We start from the raw sequence: 17801 nt of genomic DNA on the forward strand, positions 1-17801 counted from the left end.
GTGCGTTACTTGAGGCTGCCCGACAGGAACCCGCGCAGGCGTTCGCTCTTCGGGTTGGCAAACACCTCGGCCGGCACGCCTTCTTCCTCGACGCGGCCCTGGTGCAGGAACATCACGTGATTCGACACGTTGCGCGCAAAGCCCATCTCATGCGTGACGACGATCATCGTGCGGCCTTCCTCGGCGAGCTTCTGCATCACCTTCAGCACTTCGCCCACCAGCTCCGGGTCGAGCGCCGACGTCGGCTCGTCGAACAGCATCACGTCCGGATGCATTGCCAGCGCGCGCGCGATCGCGACACGCTGTTGCTGGCCGCCCGACAGGTGCGACGGATACTGCTTCTCGACGCGCGGCGCGAGGCCGACCTTCTCGAGATACACACGCGCGCGATCCTCGGCTTCCTTCTTCGGGATGCCGAGCACGTTCACCGGTGCTTCCATCACGTTCTCGATCACGTTCATGTGCGACCAGAGATTGAAGTGCTGGAACACCATCGACAGCTTGGTACGCACGCGCTGCAACTGCTTCGGATCGGCCGCGCGCAGCGCGCCGGCCTTGTCGAGGGTGGTGCGCACTTCCTCGCCGTCGACGAAGATGCGGCCGGCGTTCGGCTGTTCGAGGAAGTTGATGCAGCGGAGCATCGTGCTCTTGCCGGAGCCGGACGAGCCGATCACGCTGATCACGTCGCCGGCGTTCGCCTTCAGCGACACGCCCTTGAGCACCTCGTTGCTGCCGTAGCGTTTGTGGAGATCGTCGACGAAAAGCTTCTGGGTCTGGGAATTCATCAATAGTCCTGCGGAAACTTACTTGCCTTGCGGGCGCAGATACGCGAGCCAGCGGCGCTCGGCCTGGCGGAACAGCCACACGAGCGCGAACGAGATCGCGAGGTAGAGCAGGGCGGCGATGCCGAACGCGTGGAACGACATGTAGGTGGCCGAGTTCACGTCGCGGGCGATCTTCAGGATGTCCGGCACGGTCGCGGTGAACGCCACCGTCGTCGCGTGCAGCATCAGGATCACTTCGTTGCTGTACAGCGGCAGCGCGCGGCGCAGCGCCGACGGCAGGATCACGCGGCGGTACATCGTGAACGGCGTCATCCCGTACGCGCGCGCGGCTTCGATCTCGCCGTACGACGTCGCCTTGATCGCGCCCGCGAAGATCTCGGTGGTGTACGCGCAGGTGTTCAGCGTGAACGCGAGCAGCGTGCAGTGCATCCCGTCGCGGAAGAACGCGTCGAGCATCGGCGTGCCGCGCACGGCCTGCAGGCTGTAGAGGCCCGTGTAGCAGAGCAGCAGCTGCACGTAGAGCGGCGTGCCGCGGAACACGTATGTATAGAGCCACACGGCGCTCGACAGCCACTTCCTCTTCGATACGCGCGCGACCGCGAGCGGTACCGACAGGCAGAAGCCGAGGCCGATCGACACGACCAGCAGCCACAGCGTGATCGCGACGCCGGTGATGCGATAGCCGTCGGTGTAGAGATAGTTGCGCCAGTATTCTTGGATGAGTTCGATCATAGGTCAGCCTTGCGGACACCGGTCGAGTAGCGCTTTTCGAGCCACATCAGCACGAAGTTCGAGATCGTCGTGATGGCGAGGTAGACCGCTCCCGCGATCAGCGTGAAGAAGAAGAACCGCAGCGTGCCCTTGCCGGCGTCCTGCGACGCCTTCACGACGTCGGCCAGGCCGATGATCGACACGAGCGCGGTCGACTTCACGAGCACCTGCCAGTTGTTGCCGATGCCCGGCAGCGCGAAGCGCATCATCTGCGGGAACATGATCCGCGTGAATACCTGCCAGTTCGTCATCCCGTACGCGCTGCCGGCCTCGAGTTGGCCGCGCGGCACCGACAGGAACGCGCCGCGGAACGTCTCGGTGAAGTACGCGCCGTAGATGAAGCCGAGCACGAGCACGCCGGCGAGGAACGGGTCGATGTCGATCTGGTCCCAGCCGAGCGCGTCGGTCGCGATGTTCAGCCAGATCTGCAGGCTGTAGAACAGCAGCAGCATCAGCACGAGGTCGGGCACGCCGCGGATCAGCGTCGTGTAGACGGTGCCGATGCCGTGCGTCACGCGATTGCGCGACAGCTTCGCACCCGCGCCGAGCAGACCCAGCAGGAACGACAGCGCGAGCGAAAGCACCGCCAGTTTGACGGTTTGCCAGGTGCCTGCGAGGATCAGCGGGCCGTAACCTTGTAGAAACATATGTGGTCCCTGGTGTGGTCCCTGAGGGCGCACGCGGTGCGCCGCGAAAGACGCGCCCGCCAAGCTGCGCGGAACGCCCCGTGCGTATCATGACCGTCCGCCCCGGCAACGGTGCCGGGCCAGCCCGTCGCGCGAGCGGCGGGCAAGGGGGCGGGCGGCGCGTGGTTGACTGCCAGTACTGCCCGGACGCAGGGCCGCCCCCGCATCCGTTGCTTCTTCTTGTCGGCGCTCAGCGGGCCGAAGCCGAATAGACGCTGAACGAGAAGTACTTGTGCGACAACCGGTCGTACGTGCCGTCCTTGTGCATGTCGGCCAGCGCGTTGTTGATCTTGAGCTTCAGGTCCGTATCTTCCTTGCGCAGGCCGATCGCGGTGCCGTCGCCGATCGTTTTCGGATCCTTCACTTCCGGCCCGGCGAATGCGAAGCCCTTGCCGCGCGGCGTGCGCAGGAAGCCGTAGTCGGCCTGCAGTTCGTCCTGCAGCGTCGCGTCGAGGCGGCCCGAGCCGAGATCGGTATAGACCTGGTCCTGATTCTGGTAAGGAATGACCGTCACGCCCTGCGGTTCCCAGTACGCCTTCGCGTAGGTTTCCTGCGTCGAGCCCTGCTCGACGCCGACGCGCTTGCCTTTCAGCGACGCGACCGTCGGCAGCAGCGGCGAGCCGGTCTTTGCGATCATCCGCGCTGGTGCGTCGTACACCTTGTCGGAGAAGTCGATCTGCTCGCGGCGCTTGTCCGTGACGGTCAGCGACGACACGATGACGTCGTACTTCTTCGCCTTCAGCGCCGGGATGATTCCGTCGAGGTCCTGCGCCACCCACACGCATTTCACGTTGATCCGCTTGCAGATCTCCTTGGTGAGATCGACGTCGAAACCGACGATCTCGCCGCTCGGCGCGGTCGACTCGAACGGCGGGTAGCTGGCATCAACGCCGATCCGCACGGTCTTCCACTCCTTCGCGAAGGCGCTGCCCGCCACGAGGGCGAGGGCGGCGCACAGGGCGGCCTTCTTCATTTCCATCCTTCTGTTGCTGACTTTCCGGGGGCGCTCGCGGCCGGTCGGACCGGGCGCCGCGGCGTATTCTAGACGGCCAAAATTCGCCGATCGGCGTTCTGGCGATGGCGGCCGCCGGACGGGCGAACGCCAAAAGGGCGGTATTTTACCCGAACGCGATACCCGGAAAACGGCAATCCGGCGCGATCGATCGATTCTTCGATTCTTTGATTCGGCTGTTGCGGCAATCGCGGTATTCTCAACGGGTATTGCGTCAATTGCGGTCGCGGATGCAACGATCCGGCGCGCGGCCGATGGATTGCGGCGTGGACGCGGTCACGTTCGCGCGCGGCCGAGGTGCTGCTGTTCGACGTCGTGTGAAACAAAAAAAAGGGACGCGAGCCGGAGCCTGCGTCCCCTTCGGCGCCACTCCGCGGAGCGGCTTGCCGGCTTACTGCACCGGCGCCGATGCGCCCTTGGCCGCACGATGCTGTTCCCAGCGCTCCTTCATCTTCTCGTGGCGCTGCTGCATCTGCGCGTACTGCTGCTTGAGCGCCGTGCTGACCGTGGTCTTCTGCTGGTCGTTCAGTCCGTTGTAGAACGCGAGCCACGCGGCGGACGTCTGTTCGCGCAGTTGCGCGTTCTGCTGTTCGGCCTGCTGGCGCGCGGCGTGCATCGCGTTCAGGTCGAGGATCGGCTGGTTCTGCTGCGCCTTGAACTGCTCGCGCATCTGCTCGTGGCTCTTGCGCATCGCATCACGGTTCTGCTTCATCGTATTGACGGCCGTCTGCCATTGCTGTTCCTGCGACGCGTTGAGCTTCAGCTGGTCGTGCAGTTTCATGATTGCGCCGAACGGGCCGCCGTCGTGCCCGTGCATCTGGTGCATGCCGGGGCCGCCCGGCGGCGGCATGTCGGTGGGCGGCGCGGCATGCGCGGTGCCGAATGCGAGAGCGAGCACAGTGGCGGCCGCGATGGCCACGCGGGAAGTCTTCTTATACATTTCAGAAACTCCTTGTATCCAAAGGGTCCGGCGATGCGGTACGGGGAAAGCTGTGTACCGCATCCGGTAAGAAGCAGGTTAGCGATGCCGGCCCCGGCCGGTGTTACGTGGGGCGGCGGCCCGGTTACCGCGCATTACAGTTCCCTTGCGCGGTAACCCGCAGTAACCCTTTCATCCCTTTGTTTCGTTCTTCGACCCCGCCCTCGCGCGGTAAACTTCGAGCCATGACTACCCAGATCCTCATCGTCGACGACGACCAAGAACTCCGAGACCTGCTGCGCGACTATCTCGTGCGCCAGGGGATGGAAGTGTCCGTGCTGCACGACGCGGCGACGCTCGAGAAGCGTCTCGAGCGCGAGCGGCCCGACCTGATCGTGCTGGACCTGATGATGCCGGGCGTGGACGGCCTGACCGCGCTGCGCCAGTTGCGCGCGGCCGGCGACGACATTCCCGTGATCATGCTGACCGCGCGTGCGGACGACGTCGACCGCATCGTCGGGCTCGAACTCGGCGCGGACGACTACCTCGGCAAGCCGTTCAACCCGCGCGAGCTGCTCGCGCGCGTGCAGGCCGTGCTGCGCCGCCGCCGCGCGACGCCGTCGGCGGCCGCGCCCGAACAGCGCGAACCGTTCGCGTTCGGCCGCTTCGTGCTCGACTTCCAGGCGCGCACGCTGTCGGTCGACGGCAAGCCGGCGACGCTGTCGAGCAGCGAATTCGCGCTGCTGAAGATCTTCGTGAACCATGCGCTGCGCACGCTCACGCGCGAGCGGCTGCTCGAGCTGCTGCACGGGCCCGAGTACGACGGCACCGACCGCGGCATCGACGTCCAGGTGTGGCGCCTGCGCCGCATCCTCGAAACGGATCCGTCGACGCCGCGCTTCATCCAGACGGTCCGCGGGCGCGGCTACGTGTTCGTGCCCGACGGCGAGGCCCATGCGCAAACCCATTGATTCGCTGTTCGGGCGGCTCGCGCTGCTCGTCGTCGGCGTCCTGCTCCTGTCGCACTTCGCGTGGTTTTTCGCGATGCGGCTCGAGCGCAACCAGATGCAGACGCGCTACGCGGTCGAGGAGGCCGCGTTCCTGGTCGACGCGGTGCGCCAGCACGTCGAACGCACGCCCGACCAGCCGTTGCCGTCGCGCGTGCGGCTCGTGACGCCGGACAGCGCCGACGTGCCGAACGGCGATCTGTCGAACCTGCCGGCGGCACTCAAGCGGTTCCGCGACGATGTCGGCGAGCGGATGCCGCCCGGTACGCGCGTCGAGATCGGCGCGCCGGGCCATCCGCCGGTGCTGTGGGTCAAGGAGCCGACCGACCGCAACTGGATCGTGGTGCCCGTGCAGCCGCTGCGTCCGCCGCGCTCGCTGGATCGGATGCTGTTGTGGCTCGGCACGATCTTCTCGGCCGGCGTGATCGCCGCGCTGTTCGCGGCCTGGCAGCTGCAGCAGCCGCTGCGCTCGCTCGCGCGCGCAGTCGCGCGCTTCGGCCGCGGGCAGCCGGTGCCGCCGCTGCGCGAGCGCGGCCCGCGCGAGCTGCGCCAGCTCACGCATGGCTTCAACCAGATGGTCGAGCAGGTGTCGCAGGCCGACAACGACCGCGCGGTGATGCTGGCGGGCGTTGCGCACGACCTGCGCACGCCGCTTGCGCGGATGCGCCTGCGCGCGGAAATGATGGACGACGCGCGCTTGCGCGACGGCGTCGTGCGCGACGTCGACTCGATGTCGCACATCGTCGACCAGTTTCTGGTGTTTGCGCACGGCGGGTCCGATCGCAGCGAGCCGGTGCCGGTCGACCAGGCGTGCGAGCGGATCGCACGCAGCTATCGTGCGGTCGCGCCGAACGCACCGACGGTCCAGACGCGGCTCGACGCCGATCCGAACTTCCGGCTGCCGACGGCGACGCTCGACCGGATCCTGTCGAACCTGCTGGACAACGCGCATGCGTACGGCGCGCCGCCCGTATTCGTCGAGACGGCGCGCACGCCGACCGGCTACGTGCTGGCGGTCAGCGACAGCGGCGGCGGGATCGCGCCGCGCGACCTCGCGGTCGCGACGCGGCCGTTCGTGCGGCTCGACCCCGCACGCGGCGGCAACGGCCACAGCGGGCTCGGGCTTGCGATCGTCGAGCGGCTCGTGCTCAGGCTGGGCGGGACCTGCGACATCGGCAACCGCCCCGAAGGCGGCCTGCGCGTCGCGATGACGTTCCCGTTCGAGGTCGTGCCGAAGGACGAACACCACGCACAGGCCGCGTAAGCGGCTACGGCGCCTGCCCGGGCCGGCAAGCGCCGCGCGGCATCATTCGCCGAACAGCGTGCCGAGCGTCTCGGCCGCGTTGCTGTCGATCGTGTTGTAGGTCACGCTGGTGGCCTCGAAGATATAGACGGTCGTATACCGGCCGAGGCGCTCCAGGATTTCCTCCTGCAGCGATTCCGGCACGACGTTCATGTTCAGGTACCACGCCGTCGACGACAGCCGCGTCTGGAACGACCCGTACTCCTGCATCAGTTCGTAGAACGCGTCGGCATCCTGATCGCGGCAGACGATCACCAAGTTTCCTGCCATTCCCTTCCTCCCGCTCGTCGATCGATCCCCGAGGTCTGTTTACGTATGGAGCGCGCATGCGTTGCCACGAGAACGGCCGCAACAGACCCTGGGGGCTAGCCCCGATCATACCCGCTTCGCCTTGTCCGGCTGTTGATGCCCGGCACGGTTTGCACCCGCGTGCCGCTGGCGGGTTCACGGCCGGCCCGGATCACGGCATAATTCGGGCCTGCATGCCGGCCGAAGGACTGCGGCCGGGCTGCTCCGTACCGTGCACCCGCCGTCCGCCCGCGCGCCGGGCACGATCCGTGCGCCGCCTGCGCGGGGGGCGCCGTCGCGCCGTCGCCGGACGGTTGTACCTGAAATACAGGTTGGTGTAGTGTCGTGCCGTCGCGGGCCGACTCGACCGCGACCGCGCGGGGCGCAGCTTGCACGCACGGCGCATTGCGCCCGCGCGAGATCGTCAGTCAATCGAATTACCGCGCCCGTGCGCTTTGCCATGAATCAACATCGACTGCCGGCTTCGTTCGGCCTTACCGGGGAGGGCGCCTGATGGACGTCGGATTCTTCAATCCGAACCGGACCGCCAACGCGTCCGCGTGGCGCGTTCTGCCGAACCGGTGGGACTTCATCGCGTTTCCGCTGATCATCTGCCTGATCGCGATGGCGGTCGTCGGTTTCCACGAAACGATGGCGCCGATCGGCGTGCTGCAGACGCAGAAGATCTCGCTCGATCCGTCGAACCTGCCCGAATACGCGTTGCGCACCACGTTGCGGATGCTGGCCGCGATGGTCGCGGCGCTCGTGTTTACGCTCGTCTACGGCACGCTCGCCGCGAAAAGCCGCCGTGCGGGCATGGTGCTGATCCCGATCCTCGACATCCTGCAGTCGGTGCCGGTGCTCGGGTTCATCTCGTTTACGGTCACGTTCTTCCTCGCGCTGTTCCCGAGCCGTGTGCTCGGCGCGGAGCTTGCGGCGATCTTCGCGATCTTCACGAGCCAGGCGTGGAACATGACGTTCAGCTTCTACCAGTCGCTGCGCACGGTGCCGCGCGATCTCGATGAAGTGTCGCGGGGCTTCCACCTGACGTCCTGGCAGCGCTTCTGGAAGCTCGAGGTGCCGTTCTCGATGCCGGGCCTGATCTGGAACATGATGATGTCGATGTCGGGCGGCTGGTTCTTCGTCGTCGCGTCGGAGGCCATCACGGTCGGCAACCAGACGATCACGCTGCCGGGGATCGGCGCGTATCTCGCGCAGGCGATCTCGGAGAAGAACTTCGGCGCGATCGGCTGGGTGATCCTCACGATGACGGTCGTGATCCTCGCCTATGACCAGTTCCTGTTCCGCCCGCTCGTCGCGTGGGCCGACAAGTTCCGGATGGAGAACACGAGCTCGGGCAATGCGCCGGAATCGTGGCTGCTCGACCTCGTTCGCCGCACGCGCCTGATCCATCAACTGCTCGTGCCGGCCGGCTGGTTCTTCGCCAAGGCGGCGCGGATTCCGCTGCGCCTGCCGCTGTCGGGCGCGATGCGCTTCACGCTGCCGCGCGTCGAGAAGAAGGCGTCGCGCACGGTCGACATCGCATGGGCGGCCCTCGTGCTGATCGGCACGGCCTATATCGTGTGGCGTGTCGTCAGTTTCGTTTCGACCGGCGTGACGATGGCCGAGGTCGGCCATGTGATCATGCTCGGGCTCATCACGCTGCTGCGCGTGGTCGTGTTGATCGCGATCGCATCGGTGATCTGGGTGCCGATCGGCGTGTGGGTCGGGCTGCGCCCGAGGCTGGCCGAGAAGCTGCAGCCGCTCGCGCAGTTCCTCGCCGCGTTCCCGGCCAACCTGCTGTTCCCGGTGTTCGTGATCGTGATCGCGCGCTTCCACCTGAACCCCGATATCTGGCTGTCGCCGCTGATCGTGCTCGGTACGCAGTGGTATATCCTGTTCAACGTGATCGCCGGCGCAACGTCCTACCCGAACGACTATCGCGAAGCGGCGACGAACTTCCGCATCCGCGGCTGGCAATGGTGGCGGCAGGCGATCCTGCCCGGCATCTTCCCGTACTACGTGACCGGAGCGATCACCGCATCGGGCGGCGCGTGGAACGCGAGCATCGTGTCGGAAGCCGTGCAGTGGGGCAACACCAGGATCGAGGCGCACGGCCTCGGCGCGTACATCGCGCAAACGACCGCCGCCGGCGACTTTCCGAAGATCATCCTGGGCATCGCCGTGATGTCCCTGTTCGTCACCCTGTTCAACCGTCTGCTGTGGCGTCCGCTGTATGCCTTCGCCGAAGCGAAGCTGCGGCTCGACTGAGACCGATTGAGAGCGAAACGCGATGCACAATCCGAATGCTGTAAACGCCCCCGTCCAGACGTCCCAGCCGCCGCGCCTCGGCGAGGAAATCCTGCGCGTCGATCACGTCTGCCGCGGCTTCAACAAGACGCAGGGCGAACTGCTCGTGCTCGACGACGCGAACCTGTCGCTGCGCGAAGGCGAGATCGTCGGGCTGCTCGGCCGCTCCGGCTCGGGCAAGTCGACGCTGCTGCGAATCATCGCCGGGCTGATCGAGCCGACCGGCGGTGAAGTGACCTACCTCGGCCAGCCGCTGCGCGGCCCGGCCGAAGGCGTCGCGATGGTGTTCCAGACCTTCGCGCTGTTCCCATGGCTCACCGTGCTGCAGAACGTGGAGGCCGGCCTCGAGGCGCTCGGCGTCGGCGCGCGCGAGCGGCGCGAGCGCGCGCTGGCCGCGATCGACCTGATCGGTCTCGACGGTTTCGAGAACGCGTACCCGCGCGAGCTGTCGGGCGGCATGCGCCAGCGCGTCGGCTTTGCGCGCGCGCTCGTCGTCGATCCGACGATCCTGCTGATGGACGAGCCGTTCTCGGCGCTCGACGTGCTGACGGCCGAGACGCTGCGTACCGACCTGCTCGACCTGTGGACGCAAGGGCGGATGCCGATCAAGTCGGTGCTGATCGTCACGCACAACATCGAGGAAGCCGTGTTCATGTGCGACCGGATCCTCGTGCTGTCGTCGAATCCGGGCCGCGTGATCGCCGAGATCAAGGTGCCGTTCAAGCACCCGCGCAACCGGCTCGATCCGGCGTTCCGCAAGCTCGTCGACGATATCTACGCGAAGATGACGGCCCGCCAGACCGGCGAGGCGACGAAGAAGGGGCTCGAGCTCGGCAGCTGGCTGCCGCAGGTATCGACCAACCTGATGGCCGGCCTGATCGAAACGCTCGCGATGGCGCCGTACCACGGCCGCGCGGACATGCCGGAAATCGCGCGCACGCTGCATCTGGAAGTCGACGATCTGTTCCCGATCGCCGAAGTGCTGCAGTATCTCGGCTTTGCGGACGTGCGGGAAGGCGACGTGTTCCTGACGCCGCCGGGGCGCGTGTTCGCCGAGTTCGGCACGCAGGAGCGCAAGCTGATGTTCGCGGATCACCTGCTGAAGCACGTGCCGCTGGCCGCACGGATCAAGAAGGTGCTGAACGAGCGGCCGGGCCATCGTGCGCCGCGCGTGCGCTTCGAGCAGGAGCTCGAGGATTCCCTGTCGGACGGCGCGGCCGAGGAAACGCTCGACGCGGTGATCGACTGGGGCCGTTACGGCGAGATCTTCTCGTATAACGACCAGACCGAGATCTTCAGCCTCGAGGACGTCGAGTCCTGATCGATCGTGCCGGGCCGTGCGGCCCGGCAGCCGCGTGCGCCGCGCGTCATGCGGCGCATCGCCCCGTTACTGCAAATTGCCCCAGCGGTCGACGGCCGGTTCGGCCGACGCCCACTTCCAGTGCGTGCCTTGCTGGCACGCATTCGCGAAATACCAGTCGGCCTTGTCGCCGTCCTTCACCGAGAACGCGAATTCCTTGCACAGCGCGAGCGCCGACGAGTACGCGCGCGTGACGCGCACCTCGCCTTCGCCGTTTTCCAGCGGCAGCGTGTTCTTCACCTTCCACGGTTTCACTTCGCCGACGGCCAGGCTGCCGGCCGCCTTCGCGATCGCGTCCTGCTGGTTCTGATGGAGCTGCTTCATCGTGCGGTTGACGGCCTCGTCGGTCGCGGCCTGCACGGCAATCCCGACGCCGACGCCGACCGCCGGGTTCGCGGTGACGAGGCCCGTCGCCGCGCCGGCGAGCGCGCCGCTCGCCGCGCCGACCGACCCGCAGCCCGACAGCGTGGCCGCCGCCGCGCAAAGCGCGCCGATCGCCGCGATACGGATCGCGACGCTCATTGCAGCGCGCCCCAGCGTTCGGTTGCCGGTTCGGCCGACGCCCATTTCCACACGGGACCGTCGCGGCAGATGGTGGCGACGTAGAACGCCGATTGCGCGGCCTTGTCGGGCTTCGCGGGCGTGTCGACCGCGAACACGATTTCCTTGCAGTCGAGCGGACCGACGCTGATCGTCCGGCTGACCGTCACGCGGCCCTGTTCGTCGTCCTCGATCGGGAACGAGTGGTGCGTCGACCACGGCGCGACGCCGCCCACGTCGAGCGGGCCGGCCGCCTTCGCGATCTGTTCCTGCGTGTAGCGGTGCGCGACGCGCTGCGAGTACTGGACGCCCGCCCGCGCGCCGGCCACGGCGCCGAGGCCGATGCCCGTCGCGACGGCGGCGTTGTTGGTGACCTTGGAAGCGATCGCGGCGCCCGCGATGCCGGCACCGGCTGTCGCGCCTTCGCTGTACAGCGAGTTGCAGCCGGACAGCAGTGCGGCCGTGGCGAGTGCGGCCAGCACGACGCGCGCCGGCACGGTCCGGCGCGACGATTCGAAACGAATGTTCATCCCTGAATGCAAGTCCTGTCTGGGTGAGCGGCGACGCATGCGCGCCCCATGCCGCGTCATTGTTTCGCAATTGTCATAGGAAAAATGCAAAGCTTTGACAAATCGCCGGACGGCATGTCGCGCGTGCGCGCGGCGCTATTTTCGGACAGGTGGCTGACGAGGGGTCGAAACGTTACAAATTGAAGGTAATTGTTACCTTGGCGTGCGAGGAACCGACCTAGACTGTTTTGTTATGGAATGTTTCTACGACGGCTTCGAGCCGCACCGCATATGAGACACCCAGCCATGCGTCGTTCGAAACGGTTTTCGCACCGGCCATCCGACGCGGGGGCAGACCACCCGCGTCCGCAGACCGACGCACCACCCGCACCGCCTGCCGGTGCGCCCGGCGAGACGCCGTCCGACGGCGATCATAACCAGGGCGGCGCCCGTCCGGAAGGGCTCGACTATCAACGCGACCTCGGCCAGGAACAGGACGCTTGATCCCGTCGTCGCATTCCGCTGCCGCATTTCATTGCATTTCTCGGAACTGAATCGCCGCGCGGCCGCCTTCGGGCAGCCGCGTCCGCCTTGGCGCGCGCGCCGCGCCAGCCAATCGAATCGAGGAGGGGAAGCCGCATGAGCAGATTGATCGTGGTATCGAACCGTGTCGCCGCCGGCGAGGACACGCGCCCGAGCGCGGGCGGCCTCGCCGTCGGCGTGATGGACGCGCTGAAGGAAACGGGCGGCGTCTGGTTCGGCTGGAACGGCGAGATCGTCGGTGCGCCGGATGCCGAGCCCGCGATCCGGCGGGACGGCAACGTGACCTACGCGACGGTCGGGCTGACCCGGCGCGACTACGACCAGTACTACCGCGGTTTCTCGAACGCGACGCTGTGGCCGGTGTTCCATTACCGCGGCGATCTTGCGCGCTTCGACCGGCAGGAGTACGCAGGGTATCTGCGCGTGAACGCGATGCTCGCGAAGCAGCTCGCCGCGCTGCTGCGGCCCGACGACCTGATCTGGGTGCACGACTATCATCTGCTGCCGTTCGCGCATTTCCTGCGCGAGCTCGGCGTGAAGAACCCGATCGGCTTCTTCCTGCACATCCCGTTTCCGTCGCCCGACATGCTGCGCCTCGTGCCGCCGCACGAGGAACTCGTGAAGTTCATGTGCGCGTACGACGTCGCGGGCTTTCAGACCGATGCCGACAAGCAGGCGTTCACCGACTACATCGAGCGGCGCGGGATCGGCGCGGCGAGCGAGGACGGGATGCTGCACGCGCACGGCCGCGTCGTGAAGGTCGCCGCCTATCCGATCGGCGTGCATCCGGACGCGATCGCGCAGGCGGCCGTCCAGTACGGCGCGCGCAAGCCGGTGAAGATGCTGCGCGAGGCGCTCGACGGCCGCAAGCTCGTGATGAGCGTCGACCGCCTCGATTATTCGAAGGGGCTCGTCGAGCGCTTCCAGTCGTTCGAGCGGATGCTCGCGAACGCTCCGGGCTGGCAGGGGCGCGTGTCGCTCGTGCAGATCGCGCCGCCGACGCGTTCCGACGTGCAGACCTACCAGGACATCCGCGAAACGCTCGAAGGCGAAGCCGGCCGAATCAACGGCCGTTTTTCGCAGCTCGACTGGACGCCGATCCAGTACCTGAGCCGCAAGTACGAGCGCAACCTGTTGATGGCGTTCTTCCGGATGTCGCAGGTCGGCTACGTGACGCCGCTGCGCGACGGGATGAATCTCGTCGCGAAGGAATACGTCGCGTCGCAGGATCCGGCCGATCCGGGCGTGCTCGTGCTGTCGGAGTTCGCGGGCGCGGCGGCCGAGCTGACCGGCGCGCTTCTCGTCAATCCGTACGACCTGTCGCAGATGGCCGAGGCGCTCGAGCGCGCGCTGTCGATGCCGCTCGCGGAGCGGCAGGCGCGTCACGAGGAGAACCTCGCGCGGTTGCGCGAGAACGACCTGTCGGTCTGGCGCGATACGTTCGTCGCCGACTTGCGCAGTGTCGCGGCGGCCGTATCGGTCACGCAGCGCGCGGGCCGGCGGGTCGCGCATGCGTGAGTTCGTGCACGGAGCCGGGGCCGAGGGCGACGACGCGACCGGCGATGCCACCGGCCGTTTCTTCGTCGTGACGGGCGGCCCGGGCTCGGGCAAGAGCACGTTGCTCGACGCGCTCGAGCGCGCCGGTTTCACGCGCTCGCAGGAGGCCGGGCGAGGCGTGATCCGCGACCAGGTGGCCGTCGACGGCCACGCGCTGCCGTGGCGCGACCCGGCAGCGTTCGCCGAGTTGATGCTGAGCTGGGAGATGCGCTCATACCATCTCGCGCGGGACGCGCGCGGGCCCGTGTTCTTCGACCGCGGTGTGCCGGACGTGGTCGGCTACCTGCGGCTGACGGGGCTGGCCGTGCCCGCGCACGTGGAAGCCGCGGCGCGCCGTTTCCGTTATCACCGGCGCGTGTTCATCGCGCCGCCCTGGCCGGACATCTATGCGCAGGACACCGAGCGCCGGCAGGATTTTGCGGAAGCCGTGCGTACCTACGACGCGATGGTCGATTGCTATACGGCGTACGGGTACCGGCTGATCGAGTTGCCGCGCGTGAGCGTGAAGGCGCGCGTGCGCTTCGTGATGGACGCGCTCGACGCCGCCTGACGCGCCGGTGCGCCTTGTGCGGCGCGCGTTGGTGTCAGGCCGCCGCGTCCGGCCGCGGCGACGCGATGCGCAGCATGCTCACGACCGCGGCCAGCGCCGCGAAGGCCGTGGCGACATAGAGCGCGACCGTCGGCCCGCGATCGGGCGCGAGCCCGAAAATCAGCGCGACGAGTGCGGCGCCGAGCGTCTGGCCCGTCAGTCGCGCGGTGCTCAGCATGCCGCCGGCGCCGCCGCTGCGCTCGCGCGGCGCCGACGACAGCATCGCGCGGTTGTTCGGCGACTGGAACAGCCCGAAGCCTGCACCGCACAGCGCCATCCGCCACACGATGTCGACGGTGCCCGGGTGCGCGCCGATCGTCGCGAGCGACAGCAGCCCGGCCGCGAACAGCGCGAGTCCGATCCCGCCGAGGATGCCGGCCGAATAGCGGTCGGACAGCACGCCCGCGAGCGGCGCGGCGAACACGATCACGAGCGGCCACGGCGTCATGTACAGGCCGGTCTCGACCTGCGAGAAGCCGAGCGAATTCTGCAGCCAGAACGGCAGCGCGACGAACGCGAGCATCTGCGACGTGAACGACGCCGTCGACGTATAGACCGACAGCGCGAACATCGGGATGCGCATCAGGTCGACGGGCAAAAGCGGCGCCGGCTGCGACAACTGGCGTTTCACGAAGAAGTAGCCGACGACGAACGCGACGGCCAGCTCGGCCGCGACGTATGCATGGCGTTCGCCGTGGCCGAGCCCGTCGACGGCCGTGATCAGCAGGCCGAACACGCACGCGTTCATCAGCGCGCTCGGGAAATCGTACGGCGCGTCGTGCAGCGGGTTGGCCGGCAGCGCGCGCAGGCTGCCGAGTACCGCGGCGATGCCGATCGGCACGTTGACCGCGAACAGCCACGGCCACGACGCGAACGACAGGATCGCGGACGCGACCGTCGGCCCGATCGCGGACGACAGCGCAACCACCATCGCATTGATCGACAGCCCGCGCCCGAGCATCGACGACGGGTAGATCATCCGCACGAGCGCCGCGTTGACGCTCATGATGCCGGCCGCGCCGAAGCCCTGGATCACGCGCATCACGGCCAGCATCGGCAGCGAGCCGGCGAGTGCGCAGCCGAGCGACGCCGCGGTGAACAGCGCGAGCCCGGCGATGTAGATGCGGCGATAGCCGATGCGCTCGCCGAGCGACGCGAGCGGCAGCAGCGTGATCGTGACCGCGAGCTGGTACGCGTTGACGATCCAGATCGACGCGGCGTCGGATGCGTGCAGGTCGCGCGCGATCGTCGGCAGTGCGACGTTCGCGATCGCACCGTCGAGCACGGCGAGCGTGATGCCCAGTGCGACGCAGACGATCGCCCAGTAGCGTTGCGGAAGCGGCAGGCCGGTATCGGCGTTCATGACGGGAGCGAAAGCGTGGTTGTCCGCGCGCCCGGTTTCCGGTTGCGTGCGCAACCATGTGAAAGGGCGGAGGCGGCGATGAACGGCCCGGCCCGCGCGGCTGCGCCGGACCGGGGCCGCTCGAGTGTATCACCGGGCCGCATTACGCGACGCCGGCGCGCGCGGCTGCCGGCCGGCGCTGGCGTTCAGCCCTCGAAGTCGAGGCCGCCGAGCCGCACGAGCGGGTCGGCCTGCGTGCGCGACGCGAGATCGATGTCGCGTGCGCCCTGCCACGCGCCCAGCTTTTTCGGCAGCGCGGCCAGGTAGTGCTCGAAGCGCTGCGGGCCGTCCGGCTCCATCAGCCGCTCGATTTCGTCGGTGTCCCAGGTCAGTTCGAGATTCAGCGGATGCACGAAGCCGCTCACATGCTCGTGCGGCGCGCTGCGGATCTGTACGCGCGTCGGGTGCCCGTGCCCGCCGTACGGGACGACGTCGGTCAGCACGTGATCGGCGAAGAAGGCGGCGATTGCCTGCGCGATGCGCGGCGCGAATTCGGTATCGAAACGGCGGGCGGTTTCGGGCTGCATGAAGGCGTCTCCTGTGTGCCGAAAATCGTAGCACGGCGGTGACGCGTTTCGGCGCGCGTGATACGCGTAATGGCGCGTTACCACTTGCTGCATCTATTACGGCCGCGTGCCGCCACAATGCATCGCATCCAGTACCACTTCGCGTGGGAGTCCATCATGAAAAAGATTGCCGCAGTGTGTGTCCTCGCCGGTTCGCTCGCCGTGGCGGGCCCGGCGTCAGCGCATGGCCGCGACGGCGGCGCCGTCATCGGCGCGTTGATCGGCGGCGCGGTGCTGGGCGCGATCGTGACGTCCGCGATGAATCCGCCCGTCGCGTACCAGGCGCCCGTGTACCAGGCACCGGCCTATCAGCCGCCGACGTACTATCAGGCGCCTGCGTACCAGCAGCCTGCCTATCCGACCTACCAGCAGGCGGAGTACCAGGACGACGGCCCGAACTATTGCTACGACCGCTACCAGCGCGCGTATGTGTGCGGTGCGCCGGTGTCGCGCGGCTACGCGCAACCGGCCGGCTGGTAAGCAGGCAGGGCAGGCGGGTGTGCGACGCGTGATCGGGTTCGGTGCCGGCTGGCCGGCACCCACTGAAGTTTGCTTTGCCGGACCGGACGACAAAAGGCCCTCGCTTTTACGCGAGGGCCTTTGTTTTTCCGCGCCCGTCCGTTCGTCCGCGTGACGCGCCGGCCGTCGGCGGGCCGTGCGCGGATACAAACGGTTGCAAATGTGCGTCAGTGGCGATGGCCGCCGCCGCCTTCGCCGCGCCCGCCGCCGTCGTTCCAGTCACCGCGGCGTCCGCCGCCGCGCCCCCAGCCGTTGCCGCGATCGCCGTCCCAGCGATGGTAGTCGCGCCGGCCGCGATCCCAGTCGCGCCCGCCGCCACCGCCCCAGATGTTGACCGTGCCGTACACGGGGGAAGGGCCGTACGCGTAGCCGGGATCGGAATAGTAGGGCTGTCCGTAGCCGTATCCGTATCCGGCGTCGGGAGCGACGACGCAGCCGGCCAGCAGGGTCGCGACGCCGGCGGCAGCAATGAGCTTCAGCATGATGTTCTCCGTTGGTTGCTCTATAAGTACCGCGCGCGGGGATTGCCGGCTGTTCGGAATTGTGTCGTCAAATTACAGCGTCGTAAGGTCTCGCGACGAAAGTGTTAGCATCCGGGGCTCATTTGTTTTTCAGGAGCACATCGATGAAATTCGCGATCCGGGCCGCGCTGGCCGCTTTTTGCGTCACGACTGCCGCCGCGTGCGTGGCCGCCCCCGCATCGGCGCCCACCGTGCCGGCCGAGTCGATCAAGATGTTTCCGCAAGCAGCGGCCGGCCAGCAGCGCGCCGTGATCGCGCTGCCCGCGCTCGAGAACGAGGGCGATGCACGCGTCGAGCTGATGATTGGCAAGACGCTGCAGACCGACTGCAACCAGCAGTGGTTCGGCGGCGAGCTGACCGCCGAGGACGTGAAGGGCTGGGGTTACACGTACTACCGGCTTACCGACGTGAAGGGGCCGGCATCGACGCTGATGGCGTGCCCGGGCCAGGCGCCGCAGCAGCGGTTCGTGCAGGTGCGCGGCGACGGCCAGCTGCTGCGCTACAACAGCCGCCTGCCGCTCGTCGTGTATGTGCCGGACGGCTTCGACGTGCGCTATCGCGTGTGGCATGCGTCGAAGGACGTGCAACAGGCGGAGAAGCAGTAACGTGCCGGC

At 67.6% G+C, this 17801-nt stretch carries 20 protein-coding genes; 9 read left to right on the forward strand and 11 right to left on the reverse strand.

Going from position 1 to position 17801, the window contains the following annotated elements; translation table 11 throughout:
- Positions 1-5: 5 nt before the first annotated feature.
- The 5 genes from ACNQQL_RS21990 to ACNQQL_RS22010 form a co-directional block, all read right to left on the reverse strand.
- A complete protein-coding gene (locus ACNQQL_RS21990) occupies positions 6-785 on the reverse strand; it encodes an ABC transporter ATP-binding protein (protein ID WP_347065661.1) in 780 nt (259 codons plus the stop codon).
- An 18-nt stretch (positions 786-803) separates the two neighbouring features.
- Positions 804-1517, reverse strand: a complete 714-nt coding sequence (locus ACNQQL_RS21995) for an ABC transporter permease (protein ID WP_072440885.1) — start codon at positions 1515-1517, stop codon at positions 804-806.
- Complete coding sequence (locus ACNQQL_RS22000; protein ID WP_034184766.1) at positions 1514-2203, reverse strand: ABC transporter permease; 690 nt, start codon at positions 2201-2203, stop codon at positions 1514-1516. The genes ACNQQL_RS21995 and ACNQQL_RS22000 overlap by 4 nt, the downstream gene beginning before the upstream one ends.
- Before the next feature lie 229 nt (positions 2204-2432).
- Positions 2433-3215, reverse strand: coding sequence for an ABC transporter substrate-binding protein (locus tag ACNQQL_RS22005; RefSeq protein WP_143155758.1), 783 nt, complete (start codon positions 3213-3215; stop codon positions 2433-2435).
- Positions 3216-3645: 430 nt separating this feature from the next.
- Positions 3646-4194 (reverse strand): Spy/CpxP family protein refolding chaperone, encoded by a 549-nt coding sequence (locus ACNQQL_RS22010; RefSeq protein ID WP_347065664.1) that lies wholly within the window; start codon positions 4192-4194, stop codon positions 3646-3648.
- 224 nt (positions 4195-4418) lie between these two features.
- Between ACNQQL_RS22010 and ACNQQL_RS22015 the strand changes: the two genes are divergently transcribed.
- Together ACNQQL_RS22015 and ACNQQL_RS22020 are read left to right on the forward strand one after the other, a co-directional pair.
- On the forward strand, positions 4419-5144 hold the full coding sequence (locus tag ACNQQL_RS22015; protein WP_009693256.1) for a response regulator: 726 nt from the start codon (positions 4419-4421) through the stop codon (positions 5142-5144).
- On the forward strand, positions 5128-6444 hold the full coding sequence (locus tag ACNQQL_RS22020; RefSeq protein WP_347065666.1) for an ATP-binding protein: 1317 nt from the start codon (positions 5128-5130) through the stop codon (positions 6442-6444). Before ACNQQL_RS22015 ends, ACNQQL_RS22020 begins: the two co-directional genes overlap by 17 nt.
- A gap of 42 nt (positions 6445-6486) precedes the next feature.
- On the opposite strand, the gene ACNQQL_RS22025 is transcribed toward ACNQQL_RS22020, so the two are convergent.
- A complete protein-coding gene (locus ACNQQL_RS22025; RefSeq protein WP_027786765.1) occupies positions 6487-6753 on the reverse strand; it encodes a hypothetical protein in 267 nt (88 codons plus the stop codon).
- A 531-nt stretch (positions 6754-7284) separates the two neighbouring features.
- On the opposite strand from ACNQQL_RS22025, the gene ACNQQL_RS22030 reads away from it, so the two are divergent.
- The gene (locus ACNQQL_RS22030; protein ID WP_072440878.1) at positions 7285-9042 is read left to right on the forward strand and encodes an ABC transporter permease; all 1758 of its coding nucleotides are present in this window, start codon (positions 7285-7287) and stop codon (positions 9040-9042) included.
- 22 nt (positions 9043-9064) lie between these two features.
- Positions 9065-10402, forward strand: coding sequence for an AAA-associated domain-containing protein (locus tag ACNQQL_RS22035; protein ID WP_034184771.1), 1338 nt, complete (start codon positions 9065-9067; stop codon positions 10400-10402).
- Positions 10403-10468: 66 nt separating this feature from the next.
- On the opposite strand, the gene ACNQQL_RS22040 is transcribed toward ACNQQL_RS22035, so the two are convergent.
- Together ACNQQL_RS22040 and ACNQQL_RS22045 are read right to left on the reverse strand one after the other, a co-directional pair.
- Positions 10469-10963, reverse strand: coding sequence for a hypothetical protein (locus tag ACNQQL_RS22040; protein WP_175749798.1), 495 nt, complete (start codon positions 10961-10963; stop codon positions 10469-10471).
- Positions 10960-11550: a hypothetical protein gene (locus tag ACNQQL_RS22045; RefSeq protein WP_083534159.1), complete on the reverse strand. Its 591-nt coding sequence runs from the start codon at positions 11548-11550 to the stop codon at positions 10960-10962. The genes ACNQQL_RS22040 and ACNQQL_RS22045 overlap by 4 nt, the downstream gene beginning before the upstream one ends.
- A gap of 246 nt (positions 11551-11796) precedes the next feature.
- On the opposite strand from ACNQQL_RS22045, the gene ACNQQL_RS22050 reads away from it, so the two are divergent.
- The 3 genes from ACNQQL_RS22050 to ACNQQL_RS22060 all read left to right on the forward strand — a co-directional run bounded on the left by ACNQQL_RS22050 (position 11797) and on the right by ACNQQL_RS22060 (position 14140).
- On the forward strand, positions 11797-11994 hold the full coding sequence (locus ACNQQL_RS22050) for a hypothetical protein (RefSeq protein ID WP_175962816.1): 198 nt from the start codon (positions 11797-11799) through the stop codon (positions 11992-11994).
- 135 nt (positions 11995-12129) lie between these two features.
- Positions 12130-13551 (forward strand): alpha,alpha-trehalose-phosphate synthase (UDP-forming), encoded by a 1422-nt coding sequence (gene otsA, locus ACNQQL_RS22055; RefSeq protein WP_347065670.1) that lies wholly within the window; start codon positions 12130-12132, stop codon positions 13549-13551.
- Positions 13544-14140: an AAA family ATPase gene (locus ACNQQL_RS22060; RefSeq protein WP_347065672.1), complete on the forward strand. Its 597-nt coding sequence runs from the start codon at positions 13544-13546 to the stop codon at positions 14138-14140. The genes otsA and ACNQQL_RS22060 overlap by 8 nt, the downstream gene beginning before the upstream one ends.
- A gap of 34 nt (positions 14141-14174) precedes the next feature.
- On the opposite strand, the gene ACNQQL_RS22065 is transcribed toward ACNQQL_RS22060, so the two are convergent.
- A complete protein-coding gene (locus ACNQQL_RS22065) occupies positions 14175-15542 on the reverse strand; it encodes an MFS transporter (protein WP_204424066.1) in 1368 nt (455 codons plus the stop codon).
- A 185-nt stretch (positions 15543-15727) separates the two neighbouring features.
- Positions 15728-16108, reverse strand: coding sequence for a DUF5594 family protein (locus ACNQQL_RS22070; protein WP_047898717.1), 381 nt, complete (start codon positions 16106-16108; stop codon positions 15728-15730).
- A 117-nt stretch (positions 16109-16225) separates the two neighbouring features.
- On the opposite strand from ACNQQL_RS22070, the gene ACNQQL_RS22075 reads away from it, so the two are divergent.
- Positions 16226-16627, forward strand: a complete 402-nt coding sequence (locus tag ACNQQL_RS22075; RefSeq protein WP_034184779.1) for a hypothetical protein — start codon at positions 16226-16228, stop codon at positions 16625-16627.
- A gap of 206 nt (positions 16628-16833) precedes the next feature.
- On the opposite strand, the gene ACNQQL_RS22080 is transcribed toward ACNQQL_RS22075, so the two are convergent.
- Complete coding sequence (locus ACNQQL_RS22080; RefSeq protein WP_072440865.1) at positions 16834-17148, reverse strand: hypothetical protein; 315 nt, start codon at positions 17146-17148, stop codon at positions 16834-16836.
- A 143-nt stretch (positions 17149-17291) separates the two neighbouring features.
- On the opposite strand from ACNQQL_RS22080, the gene eco reads away from it, so the two are divergent.
- Positions 17292-17792, forward strand: coding sequence for a serine protease inhibitor ecotin (eco, locus tag ACNQQL_RS22085; protein ID WP_347065677.1), 501 nt, complete (start codon positions 17292-17294; stop codon positions 17790-17792).
- Positions 17793-17801 lie beyond the last annotated feature (9 nt).

Origin of the sequence: Burkholderia sp. LFS061 (assembly GCF_047978125.1) — a bacterium.
Classification (GTDB): domain Bacteria; phylum Pseudomonadota; class Gammaproteobacteria; order Burkholderiales; family Burkholderiaceae; genus Burkholderia; species Burkholderia pyrrocinia_C.